We start from the raw sequence: 19,100 nt of genomic DNA on the forward strand, positions 1-19,100 counted from the left end.
ATGCACAGGATCAAGGGTTTGAGTTGTGCGCGTTGGCGTCAGCGTTTGATCGTGGCACGATGTCGGGGTTATCGACCGAGACCCCCTGACCATGCCGCAATCCAAAGCCAAGAATCTGTCCCTGATCGCCGCAATCGACCTGGGCTCCAACAGCTTCCACATGGTCGTGGCCAAGGCCCAGAACGGTGAAATCCGTATTCTGGAACGCCTCGGAGAGAAGGTTCAGCTCGCCGCCGGCATCGACGATGAGCGCCATCTCAACGAAGAATCCATGCAGCGCGGGCTTGATTGCCTCAAGCGCTTCGCCCAACTGATCAACGGCATGCCACTGGGCGCCGTGCGGATCGTCGGCACCAACGCCCTGCGCGAAGCGCGCAATCGTCTGGAATTCATCCACCGCGCCGAAGAAATCCTCGGCCACCCGGTGGAAGTCATCTCCGGCCGTGAAGAGGCGCGCCTGATCTACCTGGGCGTTTCGCACACCCTCGCCGACACCCCGGGCAAGCGTCTGGTGGCCGACATCGGCGGCGGCAGTACCGAATTCATCATTGGCCAGCGCTTCGAGCCGCTGTTGCGCGAAAGCCTGCAAATGGGCTGCGTCAGCTTCACCCAGCGCTATTTCAAGGACGGCAAGATCACCCCGGCCCGCTACGCCCAGGCCTACACGGCGGCGCGGCTGGAGATCATGAGCATCGAGCACGCCCTGCACCGCCTGACCTGGGATGAAGCCATCGGCTCCTCGGGCACCATCCGTGCCATCGGCCTGGCGCTGAAGGCCGGCGGGCATGGCACCGGCGAAGTCAACGCCGAAGGCCTGGCGTGGCTCAAGCGTCGCCTGTTCAAGCTCGGTGACGTCGACAAGATCGACTTCGAAGGCATCAAGCCTGACCGTCGAGCGATTTTCCCGGCGGGCCTGGCGATTCTCGAAGCGATCTTCGACGCCCTCGAACTGCAACGCATGGATCACTGCGAAGGCGCGCTGCGTGAAGGCGTGCTTTATGACCTGCTCGGCCGTCATCACCACGAAGACGTACGCGAACGCACCCTGACCTCGCTGATGGAGCGTTATCACGTCGACCTGGAACAAGCGGCGCGGGTCGAGCGCAAGGCGCTGCACGCCTTCGATCAGGTCGCGGCCGACTGGGAACTGGATGACGGTATCTGGCGCGAACTGCTGGGCTGGGCGGCGAAAGTGCACGAAGTCGGGCTCGACATCGCGCACTACCACTACCACAAGCATGGCGCTTACCTGATCGAACACTCGGACCTCGCCGGGTTCTCCCGCGAAGACCAGCAGATGCTCGCCCTGCTGGTGCGCGGCCACCGCCGCAACATCCCCAAGGACAAGTTCGCCGAGTTCGGTGACGACGGCAACAAGCTGATCCGCCTGTGCGTGCTGCTGCGCTTCGCGATCCTGTTCCACCACATCCGTGGCACCCAGGCGATGCCGCAAGTGGTGCTGCACGCCAAGGGCAACAACCTCGACGTGGAATTCCCGGAGCACTGGCTGGATGAAAACCAGCTGACTCAGGCGGATTTCGGTCTTGAAGCCGAGTGGCTGACACGGGTTGGTATCGTCCTCACCGTGCACTGACAGTCCCCTGTAGGAGCTGCCGCAGGCTGCGATCTTTTAAAGATCAAAAGATCGCAGCCTTCGGCAGCTCCTACAGGTTGGTAAATGACAGATACAAAAAGGCGATCCCGAGGGATCGCCTTTTTTATTGCGCTTGAGGCTTAGCTGCTCACCGGCAGAATCGGGCTGCCCAGACGTTCCAGCAACGTCGCCTGCGCGCTGCGCGGGTTCTGGTTGCCGGTTGGTGTGTTGCGGATGTAACGGCCATCCGACTGCAGGCTCCAGCTGTGGGTGTTGTCGGTCAGGTACAGCTCCAGCTCTTTCTTGACGCGGGTCAGCAGCTTCTTGCCCTCCACCGGGAAGCAAGTCTCGACGCGCTTGTCGAGGTTGCGCTCCATCCAGTCGGCGCTGGAAAGGAACATCTGCTCCTCGCCGCCGTTGAGGAAGTAGAACACCCGGGTGTGCTCCAGGAAGCGGCCGATGATCGAGCGCACGTGGATGTTGTGCGAAACCCCGGCAATCCCCGGACGCAGGCAGCACATGCCACGCACCACCAGATCGATGCGCACGCCAGACTGGCTGGCCTTGTACAGCGCGCGGATGATCTTCGGATCGGTCAGCGAGTTGAACTTGGCGATGATGTGCGCCGGTTTGCCGTCGAGGGCGAACTGGGTTTCCCGGGCAATCATGTCGAGCATGCCCTTCTTCAGGGTGAATGGCGCATGCAGCAGCTTCTTCATGCGCAGGGTTTTACCCATGCCGATCAACTGGCTGAACAGTTTGCCGACGTCTTCGCACAAGGCGTCGTCGGAGGTCAGCAGGCTGTAGTCGGTGTACAGACGAGCATTGGCGGCGTGGTAGTTACCGGTGCCGAGGTGTGCGTAACGCACAATCTCGCCGGCCTCGCGACGCAGGATCAACATCATCTTGGCGTGAGTCTTGAAGCCGACCACGCCGTAAATCACCACCGCACCGGCCGCTTGCAGGCGGCTGGCCAGTTGCAGGTTGGACTCTTCGTCGAAGCGTGCACGCAGCTCGATGACCGCGGTCACTTCCTTGCCGTTACGTGCGGCGTCCACCAGCGCATCGACGATCTCGGAGTTGGCGCCGGAGCGGTACAGGGTCTGGCGCACCGCCAGAACATGCGGGTCTTTCGCCGCCTGACGCAACAGGTCGACCACCGGGGTGAACGACTCGAACGGGTGCAGCAACAGGATGTCCTGCTTGCTGACGACGCTGAAAATGTTCTCGCTGTTCTGCAGCAGTTTCGGGATCTGCGGGGTGAACGGCGTGTATTGCAGCTCCGGATGGCTGTCCAGACCGGTGATGCTGAACAGACGGGTCAGGTTGACCGGGCCGTTGACCTGATACAGCTCGCTCTCGCTCAGGTTGAACTGCTTGAGCAGGTAGTCCGACAGGTGTTTCGGGCAGGTGTCGGCGACTTCCAGACGCACCGCATCACCATAGCGACGCGAGAACAGCTCGCCACGCAGGGCGCGCGCAAGGTCTTCGACGTCTTCGGAATCGAGCGACAGGTCGGCGTTTCGGGTCAGGCGGAACTGGTAGCAGCCCTTGACCTTCATGCCCTGGAACAGGTCGTCGGCGTGGGCGTGGATCATCGACGACAGGAACACATAGTTGTCGCCCGGGCCGCCGACTTCTTCCGGGACCTTGATGATCCGTGGCAGCAGACGCGGTGCGGGGATGATCGCCAGACCGGAGTCGCGACCGAAGGCGTCGATGCCTTCGAGTTCGACGATGAAGTTCAGGCTCTTGTTCACCAGCAACGGGAACGGGTGCGTTGGGTCGAGGCCGATCGGGGTGATGATCGGTGCGATTTCGTCGCGGAAATAGCGGCGCACCCAGGTCTTGAGTTTGGTCGTCCAGTAACGGCGACGGATGAAGCGCACCTGATGCTTTTCCAGCTCCGGCAACAGGATGTCGTTGAGGATCGCGTACTGGCGGTCAACGTGACCGTGCACCAGTTCGCTGATCCGCGCCAGCGCCTGATGCGGCTGCAGCCCGTCGGCACCGGCCTGTTCCCGGGCGAAGGTGATCTGTTTCTTCAGGCCGGCGACGCGGATTTCGAAGAATTCGTCGAGGTTGCTGGAGAAGATCAGCAGGAACTTCAGCCTTTCCAGCAACGGATAGGACTCGTCCAGCGCCTGTTCCAGCACGCGGATGTTGAATTGCAGTTGCGAGAGCTCGCGGTGGATGTACAGACTGCTGTCATCCAGGCCGGGAATCGCGATCACCGGGGCCGCCGCGGCGGCTTCGACAACCGGCGCGGGTGGCGCAGGCTCCAGTTCCGGCGGGGTTTCGGTGATTTGTTCCACCACCGGCTGAGCTTCTTTTACTGCAACTTCTGTGAGTCCTTCGGTATTCATCGAATGTTCCTGGGAGGGCTATTTCTGCTCTCGTAACAATTGAGCGGCACGGACAGCAAAGTAAGTCAGGATGCCATCAGCGCCGGCACGTTTAAAGGCGGTCAGTGATTCGAGAATCACCGCCTCGCTCAACCAGCCATTCTGGATCGCCGCCATGTGCATGGCGTATTCGCCGCTAACCTGATAGACGAAGGTCGGCACTTTGAAGGCATCTTTTACCCGCAAAAGAATGTCCAGGTACGGCATGCCGGGTTTGACCATGACCATGTCCGCGCCTTCAGACAAGTCCGCACCGACTTCGTGCAGCGCTTCGTCGCTGTTGGCCGGGTCCATCTGATAGGAGGCCTTGTTGGCCTTGCCCAGATTCGCCGCCGACCCCACCGCATCGCGGAACGGCCCATAATAGGCGCTGGCGTACTTGGCCGAGTAGGCCATGATCCGCACATTGACGTGACCGGCAATCTCCAGCGCTTCACGGATCGCCTGAATGCGACCGTCCATCATGTCCGACGGTGCCACGACCTGAGCGCCGGCTTCGGCATGGGACAGCGCCTGTTTGACCAGTGCGTCGACGGTGATGTCGTTCTGCACGTAGCCTTCTTCGTCGAGAATGCCGTCCTGCCCGTGGGTGGTGAACGGATCAAGCGCGACATCGGTGATCACGCCAAGCTCCGGAAAACGCTCGCGCAGCGCACGGGTGGCGCGCTGGGCAATGCCTTCAGGATTCCACGCTTCGGCGGCATCGAGGGATTTGAGTTCTAAAGGAGTCACCGGGAACAGGGCCAGCGCCGGGATGCCCAGATCGACCCATTTCGCCGCTTCTTCGAGTAGCAGATCGATGGTCAGACGCTCGACACCGGGCATCGAGGCCACGGCTTCGCGACGGTTTTCACCGTCGAGCACGAACACCGGCAGGATCAGGTCATCGACCGTCAGCACATTTTCCCGTACCAGCCGACGCGAAAAATCATCGCGGCGATTGCGGCGCAAACGGGTGGCGGGGAACAAACGGTTGGCAGGGGTAAAGCTCACGGCAGACTCCTGAGCCCGCGCAAACGGGCGAGCGTGACAGTTATAAGCGGCCATTATGACGGTCGTATTACAGTTATGTGCACCCCTGTGACAGGTCGTCGCAATCCATTGTCCTTGTAGGAAATGTTCACGTCGAGACACATTTGGACACTTTCCTGAATGTGTCCGAAGGGTTAGGCTGCGCGTTCATTTCGCCAGCACCCAGACAATGCTCCAACAATTTCTGCATGACTTCGGCTACTTTGCCTTGTTTCTCGGCACGTTCTTCGAAGGCGAAACCATCCTGGTGCTCGCGGGCTTCCTCGCGTTCCGTGGATACATGGATATCAACCTGGTGGTGGTCGTGGCGTTCTTCGGCAGTTATGCCGGCGATCAGCTGTGGTACTTCCTGGGGCGCAAGCACGGGCGCAAATTGCTGGCGCGCAAACCGCGCTGGCAGATGATGGGCGACCGCGCGCTGGAACACATCCGCAAGCATCCGGATATCTGGGTCCTGAGCTTCCGCTTCGTTTATGGCCTGCGCACGGTGATGCCGGTGGCGATCGGCCTGTCGGGCTACCCGCCGGGGCGTTATCTGCTGCTGAACGGCATCGGTGCGGCGATCTGGGCCACGGCCCTGGCAGCCGCCGCCTACCATTTTGGTGCAGTGCTCGAAGGCATGCTCGGCAGCATCAAGAAGTACGAACTGTGGGTGCTCGGCGCGCTGCTGGTGCTGGGTGTCGGCTTGTGGCTGCGTCGCCGGTTCAAGAATGCGCGACTGGCCAGGCAGGTGTATGCCGACGAGCAAGCCGCAAAAGCCGCCCATCTGCTTCAAGCAGAACAAGCCAGCCTCGCCGAACCTAAGAAGCCAGCCGAGTAACGCGCTGGCGACAGCCATACAGCCCGATGCCACTGAGCAGGCTGTAACCGAGCAGGCCAGCCCAGGCCAACGGGCTGGCCGGCCATAGCCCGAGCGGTGGCGCCAACCACACCAGCGGCAGATTCGACGCCAGCCGCAGCAGCTCCACCCTCATCGCCCACGGGCGATTCTCCAGGGCCACGCCCAACACAAACAATCCCCACGCCACGGCGCCCCAGCCCAGCAGCAGCGCGGTGATCGGCAGATGCTGCGCCTCGCCCATCAGGTAACTGCCCAGCGCGATATAGACGCAGAACTGCAGCGCCACGTACCCCTGTCGACGGCTGTCGAGCGGCACCTCGAACTTGCGAAAGCGGCTCAGATCCGGCTTGTTCAGCGGGTACTTCGCCGCCACGTCTACCGGTCGCCAACCCGTGCGCATGAACCAGATCCGCAACTTGTCCCACGGGCTTTCGGCGCGGCGCGCGTCATTCCACAACTGCGCATAGAACTGCACATTGGCCCACAGCGGATTCCAGCTCTCCAGCGGCGTGGTCACGCCGAAAATCACCGGTTCGTTGTCGTCCTCTTCCTGGAATGTACCGAACAGCCGATCCCAAAGAATGAACACCCCGCCGTAGTTGCGATCCATGTAGAGAGCGTTCTGTGCATGGTGGGCCCGATGATTGGATGGCGTGACAAAGAACCACTCGAACCAGCCAAGCCTGGGAATGTGCCGGGTGTGGACCCAGAACTGATACAGCAGATTCATCGCCGCGACGCTGACGAACACTGGCAGCGGTACCCCGAGCACCGCCATCGGCAGGTAGAAGATCCAGCCCAGCAGAAACCCGGTACTGGTCTGGCGCAACGCGGTGGAGAGGTTGTATTCCTCGCTCTGGTGATGCACCGAATGCGCGGCCCAGAGGATGTTGCGCTCGTGGCCCATACGATGCAGCCAGTAATAGCAGAAGTCATAGAACACAAAGGCCAACACCCAGACCCAAATACTGTCCGCCGGCAGCCTGAGCAGCGCCAGGTGCTCCAGGGCAAACGCATAGGTCAGCAGCCCCACACCCTTGGTCAGCAGCCCGGTGGTGGTCGACAACACCCCGGCGCTGAGGCTGTTCACCGAGTCGGCGAGGCGATAGTGGCTGACCCCGCGCCAGCGGTCGGCGAGCAGTTCGGCGGCGATCAGCACGAAGAAAAACGGCACTGCATACAGAATGAAGTCCATGGCGCGCCCCGGTCGGATTCTATGGACAGATCCTAGGTGTAGACGCCCAATCCCCCTATGGCAACGCACGACAAATTAGTGGACATTTAGCGCCATGAATCTGGAGAGAAAACCATGAGCAAAAAAGTTGCAGTGATCCTGTCCGGCAGCGGCGTGTACGACGGCGCCGAGATCCACGAGAGCGTCATCACCCTGCTGCGCCTGGATCAACGCGGCGCGCAGGTGCAGTGCTTCGCCCCGAACATCGCGCAATTGCATGTGATCAATCACCTGACCGGCGAAGAAATGCCCGAAACGCGCAATGTCCTGGTGGAGTCGGCGCGCATTGCCCGCGGCAACATCAAGGATCTCCGCGAGGCCGACGTCGAAGATTTCGACGCGCTGATCGTGCCCGGCGGCTTTGGCGCGGCGAAAAACCTCTCGAACTTTGCCGTCGAAGGCGCCGGCTGCACGGTGCAGCCTGAAGTGCTGGCCTTGGCGGAAGCGTTTGCCGAAGCGGGCAAACCGGTAGGCCTGATGTGCATCTCGCCGGCGCTGGCGGCGAAGATCTACGGCCCGGGCGTGACCTGCACCATCGGCAACGACACCGACACCGCGACCGCCATGAACAAGATGGGCGCCACCCACGAAGACTGCGCGGTGAGCGACATCATCGAAGACAAGGCACGCAAACTGGTGACCACCCCGGCTTACATGCTGGCGCAGAACATCAGTGAGGCGGCTTCCGGGATCAACAAGCTGGTCGACCGCGTTCTGGAATTGACCCACGAGAACGATGCCTGACGCGTTCTAATGTAGGAGTGAGCCTGCTCGCGATGGCGGCGGTACAGGCAACAGTTTTGTTGAATGTTCTATCGCTATCGCGAGCAGGCTCACTCCTACAAGGGATCTTTGTTTGTCTCAGGGTTTGCGGGTCAACCGGGTGAGAATGCGGTCCAGCGCATTGGCAAACGCCTGTTTCTCGCGCTCGCCGAACGGCGCCGGGCCGCCGCTGATCTGGCCCTGCTCGCGCAGGTCGGTGAACAGATTGCGCACCGCCAGCCGTTCGCCCATGTTCTGCGCGTCGAACTCCTTGCCTCGCGGGTCCAGCGCCGCCACGCCCTTCTTCACCAGACGATCGGCCAGCGGGATGTCGCTGCAGATCACCAGTTCCCCCGGCACCGCGTGCTCGACCAGATAATCGTCTGCCGCATCCGGGCCGCTGGGTACCACGATCAGTTTAACGATCGCCAGCCCCGGCTTGATCTGCGGCTGCCCCGCCACCAGCACCACCTCGAACCTGCGCTTGAGGGCGAACTTCACCACCAGATCCTTGGCGGCCCGGGGGCAGGCATCGGCATCGATCCATACACGCATCTTGATAACCTCTTAAAAGCAAAAGATCGCAGCCTTCGGCAGCTCCTACAGGTATATAACGCACCCCTGTAGGAGCTGCCGAAGGCTGCGATCTTTTAACGATAACCCGATCAGGCAGCCGTCACCCGCTTTCTCTCGGCCATCCGGCTACGCCCGTACAACACAACAATCGCCAGAATCGCCACCGCCTGCGCCGTCAGCGAATAGGCGTCGGCATGGATGCCCAGCCAGTCGAAGTCGAAGAACGCCACCGGCCGCGTGCCGAAGATCCCGGCTTCCTGCAACGCCTTCACGCCATGCCCGGCAAACACCACCGACAACGCACACAGCAGACCGGCGTTGATGCTGAAGAACAGCGCCAGCGGCAGTTTCGCCGAGCCGCGCAGGATCACCCAGGCCAGACCGACCAGCAGCACCAGCGCCGTGGCGCCACCGGCCAGCACCGCGTCATGCCCGGCCGGGCCTGCCTGCAGCCACAGGGTTTCGTAGAACAGGATCACTTCGAACAGCTCGCGATACACCGAGAAGAACGCCAGGATCGCGAAGCCGAAACGCCCGCCGCCGCCCACCAGACTCTGCTTGATGTAATCCTGCCAGGCCGCCGCGTGGCGTCGGTCGTGCATCCACACGCCGAGCCACAGCACCATGACACTGGCAAACAGCGCCGTCGCGCCTTCAAGCAGTTCACGCTGCGAGCCACTGACGTCGATCACATACGCCGCCAGCGCCCAGGTACCGAGACCGGCCACCAGCGCCAGGCCCCAACCGATGTTGACGCTGCGCACCGCAGACTGCTGGCCAGTGTTACGCAGGAACGCGAGAATCGCCGCCAGCACCAGAATCGCTTCCAGGCCTTCGCGCAGCAGAATCAGCAGGCCGGAAATGAAACTCAGCGACCAGCTCAGGCCATCGCTGCCGAGCAGTTCGGCGGAGGCTTTCAATTTGCCCTTGGCCGCGTCCAGACGCTGCTCGGCCTGCGCCACCGGCAGACCGTCCTGCAACGACTGACGGTAGGCCATCAGCGATTTTTCGGTGTCCTTGCGCACGTTGGCATCGACGTTATCCAGCGAGCTCTCGACCAGCTCGAAGCCTTCCAGATACGCCGCCACCGACAGGTCATAGGCCTGATCGCGATCACCGTCGCGATACGCAGCCAGGCTCTTGTCCAGCGTGGCGGCGGTGTAATCGAGCAACTGCGCCGGGCCACGTTTGACCTGCGGCGGCTGCGCGCGCTGGGCACGGAAGGTTGCGGCGACTTGCGCGCCTTCGGCAACCTGCACTTCGGCCGGGGTCTGGCGGGCCAGATCGGCGATGTTGTAGGTCTTGTCGGACTTGGCCGCTGCCGGGTCGGCACTGAAACCGGCGATGTAGGTCGCCAGGTCCCAGCGCTGACGGTCGTCCAGTTGATCAGCGAAGGCCGGCATGTCGGTGCCTTCGACGCCCTGACCGAGAGTGCTGTAGATCGCGTACAGACTCAGGTGGTCCATCCGTGCGGCATCACGCAGATTGGCCGGGGCCGGCGCCATGCCGAGCCCCGCCGGACCGTCACCGGCCCCCGCTTCACCGTGGCATACCGAGCAGTTCTGCGCATACAGCGGCGCACCCCGGGTCGGATCCGGCGTAATGATCGGTGCCTGGCTGACTTCATACGCCACCGCCAGTTTCGCCCCCAGTTGCCGGGCCTGACGGGCGACTTCGGCGCCGTCCTGTTTCGCGCTGATGGCGGCGTGCAGAGCCACGACGCCCTGCTCCAGCGCCGCCTTCTCCGGCTTGGCCGGCATACCAGCGATCAGGCCTTGCAGCACCTGGGTGAATTCCAGTTGCTCGCGGTATTCGCCGTCGTCGACGACCTTGCCCGCCGCGACCGTCGGCGGGTAGTCGGCGCTGATGTAATCGAGCAGGTGCAGCGCCTGCGGGGCGCCTTCCACGGTGTCGGCCAGCAGGTTGAAACTGCTCAGGGCAAACAACGGGAACACCAGCCAGGCCAGGAATCGGGACGAGGCAGTCATGAATGAGTCTCAAATGGAAATGCGAAGTTACATATTGTTCACTTCCAACGCCTTTCGCTCAAGCTTTGTCGACGTACAACCGCTTTAGCGCAATGGCAGCGGCACCTTGCGGGAGTGCTCAGCCATGAAGTCGACAAATACCCGTACCTTCAGCGCGAATGGCCCGCTGATGCGCAGCACACCACCGGGCTTTCGTGGGCCCGTCCCACTGCCAGCGCGGGGCAATCCTTGCCCACCCGGCAGCAGCAAAGCGCCCTTATAATGCGTCACCTCCGTGCTTTTGCCGTTCAAGGAAGAACCCGTCTCCATGCGCCATTGTCTGCCGTTCTGCCTGCTGCTCAGCGTCATCGTGCAACTGAGCGGGTGCGCCGCCTACCGCAATTACGATCAGGAAATGCAGCAGACCATCGATCAGATGGCGCAGGGCAATCTCAACGAAGCGCTCTATCTGATGGAGCTGCACAATCCCTGGGAAGACAAGGATCTGCTGTATTACCTGGAGCGCGGCGCGATTCTCAGCGCCGGCACCAACCTGCCAAAAAGCCAGGAAGCCTGGCGCAGTGCTGACCGGATGATTTTTCAGCGCGAAGAAGCCGTGCCCTCCGCAGGCATGAAGTTGCTGACCCGTTTCGGCAATGAAATGGGCACCATGCTGGTCAACGACAAGCTGCAGCGTTACGAAGGCTACGACCACGAAAAAGTCATGCTGACCACCGAGATGGCCCTCAACCAACTGGCAGAAAGCGATTTCGACGGGGCCCGCGCCGACATCAAGAAAACCCACGAGCGCGAAACCCTGATCGCCCGCCAGCGCGAAAGGCAATACGAAGAAGCTGAAGAGCAAGCCAAAAGCCAAGGGATCACGCTGCATTACAAAGATTTGCAGGGCTATCCGGTGACCATCCTCGACGCTCCGCAAGTCATCGCACTGAAGAATGGCTACCAGAGTGCGTTCAGTCATTATCTGGCTGGCTTCACCTACGAAGCCTTGGGCGAGCGTACGCTCGCGGCACCCGGCTATCGACAGGCGATCGAGTTGCGCCCGGGCCTGCGGTTTCTCGAAAACGCTCTTCGCAATCTGGACAAACCCGGGCCGGCAGGCGATGAAAGCGAGATTCTGATCGTGGTCCAGGTCGGCTTCGCACCGGCACGCAGTTCGGTGCAAGTGCCGATCCCGGTGCGGCTGAACGAAAACCTGACGATTATCGCCCCGATTTCGTTCCCGGTGATGGTGCCCGACACTCTCACACCTCCGGTTCCGAGTGTGCTCGTCGATGGTAAACAATACCCGCTGACGATGATCAACAGCGTCACGGACATGGCCATGCGCACCCTGCGCGATGACATGCCGGCGATCATCTCCCGTGCCATGTTCCGCGCCAACATGGCCGCCATCAGCCAGGCGCAAAAGAACGAACGCGATCCGTCCAAGGTGTCGCTGGTGGTGACCGATCACGATCCTTTCGAAGAGGCTGACACACGAACCTGGCGCACACTGCCGGATAAAACCCTGGTCGCCCGTCTGCGCCTGAAAAAAGGCCTGCACCGCGTGCGCTTTCCGTATTTTCGTGCAGAAGACGGGTTCACGGTACGCGTCGATCAGAATCACCAAGTGTTCAACCTGCGGGTGTTCATGGGCAAAAACTATTTCGTGGGTTCCGCACTGGTCCTGCCTGAAACGCCATGAACGCAGGACGATTGATATGCTTAGAATGGTGGCACCAAACTAACAAGTGCGATTAAAAAGCTATTACATGGCCAGCATCGCCCGCTTATAATGCCGCGCCCGCGCTATCGCGATGCGGCATAAAAGCTCCTCTGGTTATGAGGAATTGGCAGGAGGCCAGCGCCACTGCCGATGGGTCATATCAGCCCGACCGGCACAGGTGGCTGCTGCTGTTTCAAGCTCAGGGAAGAAGTACCCCCATGGCATTCCGCGCCCCCACCTTGATCGCGCTCAGCGCCGTCACTCTGCTGTCCGGTTGTTCAGCGTTTCGCAACTACGATTCGGAACTGGCCCAGACCAATCAGCAACTGGCTACCGGCAACGTCGACGCCGCACTGACCCTGCTGGAAAAGAACAACACCGGCCCGGACAAAGACCTGCTCTATTACTTCGAGAAAGGTGAGTTGCTGCGCGCCAAGGGCGACCTGTCCGGTAGCCAGAACGCCTGGACCAGCGCCGATCAGGTAGTCGGTCAGTGGGAAGACGCGGTCAAGCTCGACTCCGGCAAATACCTGGCCCAGTTCGGCAGCTTCATCGTCAACGACAAGGTCCGTCGCTACGAAGGCTACGACTATGAAAAAGTCATGCTGACCACGCAGATGGCCCTCAACCTGCTGGCAGTCAATGACTTCGACGGCGCCCGCACCGCGATCAAGAGGACGCATGAACGTGAAGCGGTGATCGCCGACCTGCGCGACAAGGAATACCTCAAGAGCGAGGAAGAGGCCGAGAAAGAAGGGATCAAGACCCAGTACAAGGATCTGCAGGGTTATCCGGTCGCCAGCCTTGATGCGCCGGAAGTGGTCAGCCTGAAAAACAGCTACCAGAGTGCGTTCAGCCACTACCTGGCCGGCTTCGTCTACGAAGCCCTGGGGGAGAAGGATCTGGCTGCACCAGGTTACCGCAAGGCCGCCGAACTGCGGCCGAACACCCCGCTGCTGGAACAGGCGCTGGTCAATCTCGACAAGCCGAGCAAGTCCGACGACAGCGATATCCTGATCGTGGTGCAAAGCGGTCTGGCGCCATCGCGTGACTCGATCCGCGTACCGCTGCCCTTGCCGATTTCCAACAACGTGGTGATCACCCCGCTGTCGTTCCCGATCATCAAGCCTGACACCTCCACCGCGCCGTTCGCGCAGATTGGTGTCGATGGCCAGCAAGTCAACCTGACTGCTCTCAACAGCACCACCGCCATGTCGCGCCGCGCCCTGCGCGATGACATGCCGGGGATCATCGTGCGCACCACCGTGCGCGCAATCACCAAAGGCGTGGCGCAGAAAAAGATCAACGAAACCAATCCGCTGGCCGGTCTGGCCGTGGGTATCTCTTCAGCTGTGCTGGAAGGTGCCGATACCCGTACGTGGCGTACCCTGCCGGACAACACCCAAGTGGTGCGTCTGCGCTTGAAGAAAGGCGAGTACCAAGTCAGTCTGCCGAGCGCCGTCGGCGGTTCGGTGGTCAAGGTCACCGTCGATCAGCGTTACCAGGTGATCAGCCTGCGCGCCGTGGGCAACCAGGTGTTCGCTGCGGGCGTCGCCGCCCACGTCATCCCGAGCGCCGGCGCGACTAACGTCGCCAGCCTCAAACAACCTTAAGAACGGAGTCTTTGCATGCGCTTCAAACTCATCGCCGTTGCCGCCCTCGCCGTCCTGGCCAGCGGCTGCGCCACCCCGCCACCGCCGGAGCCGGGCAGCGCCGCGAGCAAGGTCGTGGCCATGGGCCCGCAGAAACACATCGCGGTCGGCGCCATGCGCGTGGCCCGCGAGAACGGCTTCATGACCGTCAATGTGCAGTTGACCAACACCCTCAACAGCAACAAGACGTTCTACTACCGCTTCGCCTGGCTCGGTCCGGAAGGTTTCCCGATCGCCGAGGAGGAAGTCTGGAAAAGCCAGATGATGTACGGCGCCCAGACCAGCTTCATCCAGGGCATCGCCCCGACCCCGAAAGCCGTGGACTTCCGCCTGGAACTCAAGACGCCTTAAGCCCGCCACCCTATTCCTGTTTTAGAGAGCATTCCCATGTTTGCACGCTTTTCCTTGATCGCTGTCCTCGCCCTGCTGGCTGCCGGTTGCGCCAACACTTCACCGACTCTGGGCAGCAAGAACATCAGCTACGGCGACACCAAAGCGGTTGAAACCGTGACCAACGAATTCGGTTCGACCGACCTGCAAATGATCGCCGAGTCGATGACCCGCTCCCTGGCCCAGTCCGGCATCCTGCAGGGCCGCCCGGTGGTGCAGGTCTACGACGTGAAGAACAAGACCAGCGAGTACATCGACACTCGTGAGATCACCACCAGCATCAAGACCCAGCTGATGAAGTCTGGCACCGCCCGCTTCGCCAGCGACAACACCGCGATGCAGAGCCAGGTTGATCAGCTCAAGCTGCAAAACCAGAGTGGCCTGTACAAGAAGAGCACCGTGGCCAAGACCGGAAACATGATCGCCGCCAAATACCGTCTGGAAGGTTCGATCAGCTCGATCGTCAAGCGCAGCAGCGACTACAAGGACGTCTTCTACAAATTCAGCCTGCAACTGATCGACGTCGAAAGCGGTCTGGCCGAGTGGATGGACGAAAAAGAGATCCGCAAAACCACGGAGCGTTAATCAATGCGCGCATGGATTGGCATGATGGCCCTGGCTTGCGTGTTCAGCGTGCAAGCGGCCCCGAAAGTCGCGGTGACGGATCTGGCGTATCAGGAACGTGTGGAGCAATACATCCACATCGTTTCGGCGCAGAACAATTACCGCGAGGGTTACTACAGCTCCAGCGGCTCTTCGAGCTATAACGAGCTGGAAGCGACCACCAGCTACATCGAACAGGGTGAGCTGCGTAAATTCACTGGCGACATCAAGGGTGAAATCCTGCGTACCGGCATGTTCCAGCTGGTGCAGGGCACGCCGTACACCGCGTCGTCCAAAGGTGACGTCTATGACGTGATCAAACGCATCAAGGCCGGCAACTTCAAGGGCGCCGACTATGTGCTGTTCGGCACCGTGTCGGACATCGACTTCACCCAGGACATGAACGAGCTGGCGCACACCGACAGCTATTCGGCAGTGCTGGGCCTGACGCTGGTGGCGGATTTCAGCCTGATCAACACCAAGACCTACGAGATCACCTCGGCCTTCACGGCGATGGGTGAGGCGCAGGACACCAAACTGGTGAACGGCCGCGACATCAAGATCTCGCTGAACCGCCCTCGGGTGGTGCGTGAGGTGTCCAAGGCTCTGGGCGAGGACGTCGCCGGGCAACTGAGCCAACAGCTCGGTGGTGGCGGTTACGAGCAGCCGCGTGAGCCGCAGCAGCGCAACAACCTGCCGCGTGATACTGCGCCGGTGATTTTGCACTGATTTGCGGATGCGTTACCTGTGGCGAGGGAGCTTGCTCCCGCTTGAGTGCGCAGCGCTCACAAGCTTTTTGGGGCCGCTTCGCAGCCCAGCGGGAGCAAGCTCCCTCGCCACAGTTGGATGTATCCCATATGTATCGTCAGAAACGAAAAAGGCGACCTCATCAGGTCGCCTTTTTTGCGCCCGCAGGCGTTACACCACCGCTTTACGCAACGTCGCCATGAACGCCGCCGCACCGATGAACAGCCCGGCAAACGTACGGTTCATGCGCTTCTGCTGCTTCGGCGTGCGCAACAGGCGCAGCACCTTCGATGCCAGGCCGGTGTAGCCAGCCATGACGATCAGATCAACGCAGATCATGGTCACGCCGATCACCAGGTACTGCATCAGCAGCGGTGCATGCGGATTGATGAACTGCGGCAGCACCGCCAGCATGAACACCAGGGCCTTGGGGTTGCTGATGTTCACCAGAAAGCCACGGAACACCAGTGCCAGCGGCCTGCCGATCGGCCGTACCGCGGCGTCATCGCTCATGTCCATGGGCAGCGCACGCCATTGCTTGACCGCCAGATAGACTAGGTAGGCCACACCAAACCACTTGATCGCATAGAACGCGGTGGCCGACGCCGTGAGAATCGCGCCAACACCGGCGCCGACAATCGCAATCTGTACCGCCAGGCCGACTTGCAGGCCCAGCGCGTTCCAGTAGCCGCGCCAGAAACCGTATTGCAAACCGCTGGACATCGACGCAATGGCGCCGGCGCCCGGGGACAGACTGATCACCCAGCAGGCGGCGAAAAACGCCAGCCATGTTTGTAGCTCCATCGCACACCTCGACTCGGACTGGTACCAAACATCCAAATTAATGTGCTTTCAGGCGGATGACTATTGTTTTTTTGTAGGACGTTGCGGACGCAACCCCGTATTTGCGGGCCAACGCCCCCTTCGCGAGCAGGCTCGCACACAGTTGATCCTCTGTGGACACAAAATTTGCGAGCACTGAAGATCCATTGTGGGAGCGAGCCTGCTCGCGAAGGCGTCAGATCAGACGCCCGGGAAATCTACTTTTCGAAACCGCTGGAAGGAAACACATCGTTGCCGCGCCAGCGCCGCACCGAGCGCTGGAAGAACAGGCTGTTCGGCACTTGCACCATGGCGCTGCCGGTACCCAGTTCCTCAGCCTCGATCAACGTGGTGTAGAGCAGATTGATCGCCACCACCCGGCCTTTGACGCCAGGTTTGTCGGTGGTGTCCACCAGCTCGACCACATCCCCCAGACGGAACGGGCCGACGGTGAAGATCAGAATCGCGCAGAGCAGGTTCGACAGCACACTCCACATCGCGAAGAACGCCACCGCCGCCACCGCGACGAAACCCGACAGCGCGGTCCACAACACCGTGGCCGAGACCCCGAGGCGCTCCAGCACAAAGATCAGTGCACTGCCCATGATCAGCCAGCGCAGACCGCCACGCAGCGGCATCAGCAACTGCGGCGGGAACGGGTAGCGATCACCCAGACGGGTCAGGCCTTTGGCGACAAAACGCTGGGTGAGATAACCGGCCAGCAGGATCAGCAGAATCTGTACGCCGAGCCAGATCGGCTCGACCCACACCGCCGGCAATGGCAGCTTGAACGCGTCCATCAGGACAGTGCCTCCAGCTCCGCCTGCATGCTTTCCAGGGTTTCCAGCGCTTCCATCCAGGCCTCTTCCAGCTCGGCTTCGCGCACCTTCAGTTTGGCCTGTTCGGCCAGCAGATCACGCAGCTCATTCTTGCGCGCCGGCTCGTAGATGTCGCTGTCACCGAGGCTGGCATCAACCTTGGCCAGTTTCTCGTGGAGCTTGCCCAGCTCGGCTTCGAGCTTGTCGGCTTCACGCTTGTGCGGTGCCAGTTGCTGACGCAACGCAGCGGCGGCCTGACGCTGGGCCTTCTTGTCGGTCTTGTCCGGGTTGACCGGGGTGTTGCTGACCGGGGCGTTGCGCTGACGGTATTCCACCAGCCAGCGGGCGTAGTCTTCGAGGTCGCCATCGAACTCTTCGACCTTGCCGTCAGCGACCAGATAGAAGTTGTCGGTGGTGCTCTTGAGCAAATGCCGATCGTGAGACACCACCAGGACCGCGCCGCTGAATTCCTGCAGAGCCATGGTCAACGCCAGGCGCATTTCCAGGTCGAGGTGGTTGGTCGGTTCGTCGAGCAGCAACAGGTTCGGCCGCTCCCAGGCGATCAACGCCAGGGCCAGACGTGCCTTCTCGCCACCGGAGAAATTCAGCACCGGTTCATCGATACGTGCACCACGGAAGTCGAAACCGCCGAGGAAGTCGCGCAGTGTCTGCTCGCGCTCGGTCGGCGCCAGACGCTGCAGGTGCAGCAGCGGGCTGGCCTTGGCGTCGAGCGAATCGAGCTGATGCTGGGCGAAGTAGCCGACTACGGTGTTTTCGCCACGGGTCAGGCGCCCGGCCAGCGGCTCAAGCTCACCGGCGAGGTTCTTGATCAGGGTCGACTTACCGGCGCCGTTCGGCCCGAGCAGGCCGATCCGCGCACCCGGGGTCAGCTGCAGCTTGACCTTCTCCAGGATGGTTTTATCGCCATAACCCAGACGCGCATCGGACAGATCGATCAGCGGGCTGGAGATCTTGGTCGATTCGCGGAACACGAAATCGAACGGCGAATCGACGTGGGCCGCCGACAGCTCTTCCATACGCTCCAGCGCCTTGATCCGGCTCTGCGCCTGACGGGCCTTGGTGGCCTGAGCCTTGAAGCGAGCGATGTAGCTTTCCATGTGCGCCCGTTGCGCCTGCTGCTTCTCGTAAGCCTGTTGCTGCTGGGCCAGACGTTCGGCACGCGCGCGTTCGAACGCGGTGTAGCCGCCCCGGTACAGGGTCAGTTTGCGCTGATCGACGTGGGCCACGTGATCGACCACTTCATCGAGGAAGTCGCGGTCGTGGGAAATCAGCAGCAAGGTGCCCGGGTAGCTTTTCAGCCACTCTTCGAGCCAGATGATCGCGTCGAGGTCCAGGTGGTTGGTCGGTTCGTCGAGCAACAACAGGTCCGACGGACACATCAAGGCCTGCGCCAGGTTCAGACGCATCCGCCAGCCACCGGAGAAATCTCCTACCTGACGATCCATCTGCTCATTAGTGAAACCGAGACCGGCCAGCAACTTGCGCGCACGTGCATCGGCGGTATAGCCGTCGGCGCTGTCGAGTTCGGCGTGCAGACGCGCCAGAGCCGTGCCATCGTGGGCCGCTTCGGCGGCGGCGAGGTCACGTTGCACTTCGCGTAGACGCAGGTCGCCATCGAGCACATAGTCGACCGCCAGGCGTTCGAGCGTGTCGACCTCCTGGCGCATGTGCGCGATCCGCCAGTCGGCCGGCAGCAGGCAATCGCCCGAGTCCGGGTGCAACTCGCCGCGCAACAAGGCGAACAGGCTGGATTTGCCGGCGCCGTTGGCACCGATGAGGCCGGCTTTGTGGCCGGCGTGCAGGGTCAGCTCGGCGTCTTCTAGCAGACGTTGCGGGCCACGCTGTAAAGTCAGGTTCTGAAGTCGGATCATAATGGCGGCGGAGTCTACCAGCTTCGCTCACAACTG

Annotated in this window: 16 protein-coding genes; 8 read left to right on the plus strand and 8 right to left on the minus strand. The window is 61.5% G+C overall.

The window, feature by feature from the left end:
* The first annotated feature begins 91 nt into the window (after positions 1-91).
* On the plus strand, positions 92-1,594 hold the full coding sequence (gene ppx / locus NN484_RS05575; RefSeq protein WP_274658701.1) for an exopolyphosphatase: 1,503 nt from the start codon (positions 92-94) through the stop codon (positions 1,592-1,594).
* A gap of 140 nt (positions 1,595-1,734) precedes the next feature.
* On the opposite strand, the gene ppk1 is transcribed toward ppx, so the two are convergent.
* Together ppk1 and hemB are read right to left on the minus strand one after the other, a co-directional pair.
* Entirely contained in the window at positions 1,735-3,960 is a 2,226-nt protein-coding gene (ppk1, locus tag NN484_RS05580) for a polyphosphate kinase 1 (RefSeq protein ID WP_127648027.1), read from the minus strand.
* Between the two features lie 18 nt (positions 3,961-3,978).
* Positions 3,979-4,992, minus strand: a complete 1,014-nt coding sequence (gene hemB, locus NN484_RS05585) for a porphobilinogen synthase (protein WP_215500589.1) — start codon at positions 4,990-4,992, stop codon at positions 3,979-3,981.
* 208 nt (positions 4,993-5,200) lie between these two features.
* On the opposite strand from hemB, the gene NN484_RS05590 reads away from it, so the two are divergent.
* Positions 5,201-5,851 (plus strand): DedA family protein, encoded by a 651-nt coding sequence (locus NN484_RS05590; RefSeq protein WP_127648029.1) that lies wholly within the window; start codon positions 5,201-5,203, stop codon positions 5,849-5,851.
* On the opposite strand, the gene NN484_RS05595 is transcribed toward NN484_RS05590, so the two are convergent.
* Positions 5,832-7,067: a sterol desaturase family protein gene (locus NN484_RS05595; protein WP_274658702.1), complete on the minus strand. Its 1,236-nt coding sequence runs from the start codon at positions 7,065-7,067 to the stop codon at positions 5,832-5,834. The genes NN484_RS05590 and NN484_RS05595 overlap by 20 nt on opposite strands.
* 114 nt (positions 7,068-7,181) lie before the next feature.
* Between NN484_RS05595 and elbB the strand changes: the two genes are divergently transcribed.
* Positions 7,182-7,850, plus strand: coding sequence for an isoprenoid biosynthesis glyoxalase ElbB (gene elbB / locus NN484_RS05600; protein WP_127648031.1), 669 nt, complete (start codon positions 7,182-7,184; stop codon positions 7,848-7,850).
* A 117-nt stretch (positions 7,851-7,967) separates the two neighbouring features.
* Here the strand turns inward: elbB and NN484_RS05605 are convergent, their stop codons facing one another.
* Together NN484_RS05605 and NN484_RS05610 are read right to left on the minus strand one after the other, a co-directional pair.
* Entirely contained in the window at positions 7,968-8,423 is a 456-nt protein-coding gene (locus NN484_RS05605; RefSeq protein ID WP_127648032.1) for a YaiI/YqxD family protein, read from the minus strand.
* A 110-nt stretch (positions 8,424-8,533) separates the two neighbouring features.
* Positions 8,534-10,432: an FTR1 family protein gene (locus tag NN484_RS05610; RefSeq protein WP_274658703.1), complete on the minus strand. Its 1,899-nt coding sequence runs from the start codon at positions 10,430-10,432 to the stop codon at positions 8,534-8,536.
* 307 nt (positions 10,433-10,739) lie between these two features.
* Between NN484_RS05610 and NN484_RS05615 the strand changes: the two genes are divergently transcribed.
* The 5 genes from NN484_RS05615 (at position 10,740) to NN484_RS05635 (ending at position 15,514) form a co-directional block, all read left to right on the plus strand.
* Positions 10,740-12,119 (plus strand): COG3014 family protein, encoded by a 1,380-nt coding sequence (locus NN484_RS05615; protein WP_274658704.1) that lies wholly within the window; start codon positions 10,740-10,742, stop codon positions 12,117-12,119.
* Positions 12,120-12,358: 239 nt separating this feature from the next.
* A complete protein-coding gene (locus tag NN484_RS05620; RefSeq protein WP_274658705.1) occupies positions 12,359-13,753 on the plus strand; it encodes a COG3014 family protein in 1,395 nt (464 codons plus the stop codon).
* 15 nt (positions 13,754-13,768) lie between these two features.
* Complete coding sequence (locus NN484_RS05625; RefSeq protein WP_025113270.1) at positions 13,769-14,143, plus strand: YcfL family putative periplasmic lipoprotein; 375 nt, start codon at positions 13,769-13,771, stop codon at positions 14,141-14,143.
* Positions 14,144-14,179: 36 nt separating this feature from the next.
* The gene (gene lpoB / locus NN484_RS05630; protein WP_127648035.1) at positions 14,180-14,767 is read left to right on the plus strand and encodes a penicillin-binding protein activator LpoB; all 588 of its coding nucleotides are present in this window, start codon (positions 14,180-14,182) and stop codon (positions 14,765-14,767) included.
* A 3-nt stretch (positions 14,768-14,770) separates the two neighbouring features.
* Positions 14,771-15,514 carry a penicillin-binding protein activator LpoB gene (locus tag NN484_RS05635; RefSeq protein ID WP_215500583.1) on the plus strand — a complete coding sequence of 248 codons (744 nt, stop codon included), beginning with the start codon at positions 14,771-14,773 and terminating at the stop codon, positions 15,512-15,514.
* Between the two features lie 189 nt (positions 15,515-15,703).
* On the opposite strand, the gene rhtB is transcribed toward NN484_RS05635, so the two are convergent.
* The 3 genes from rhtB to NN484_RS05650 all read right to left on the minus strand — a co-directional run bounded on the left by rhtB (position 15,704) and on the right by NN484_RS05650 (position 19,064).
* The gene (gene rhtB / locus NN484_RS05640; protein ID WP_215500582.1) at positions 15,704-16,336 is read right to left on the minus strand and encodes a homoserine/homoserine lactone efflux protein; all 633 of its coding nucleotides are present in this window, start codon (positions 16,334-16,336) and stop codon (positions 15,704-15,706) included.
* A 236-nt stretch (positions 16,337-16,572) separates the two neighbouring features.
* Positions 16,573-17,154, minus strand: coding sequence for a mechanosensitive ion channel family protein (locus tag NN484_RS05645; protein ID WP_215500581.1), 582 nt, complete (start codon positions 17,152-17,154; stop codon positions 16,573-16,575).
* Positions 17,154-19,064 (minus strand): ATP-binding cassette domain-containing protein, encoded by a 1,911-nt coding sequence (locus tag NN484_RS05650; RefSeq protein ID WP_003229372.1) that lies wholly within the window; start codon positions 19,062-19,064, stop codon positions 17,154-17,156. The genes NN484_RS05645 and NN484_RS05650 overlap by 1 nt, the downstream gene beginning before the upstream one ends.
* Between the last annotated feature and the right edge of the window lie 36 nt (positions 19,065-19,100).

The sequence above is a fragment of the Pseudomonas serboccidentalis genome (assembly GCF_028830055.1).
GTDB classification, from domain to species: domain Bacteria; phylum Pseudomonadota; class Gammaproteobacteria; order Pseudomonadales; family Pseudomonadaceae; genus Aquipseudomonas; species Aquipseudomonas serboccidentalis.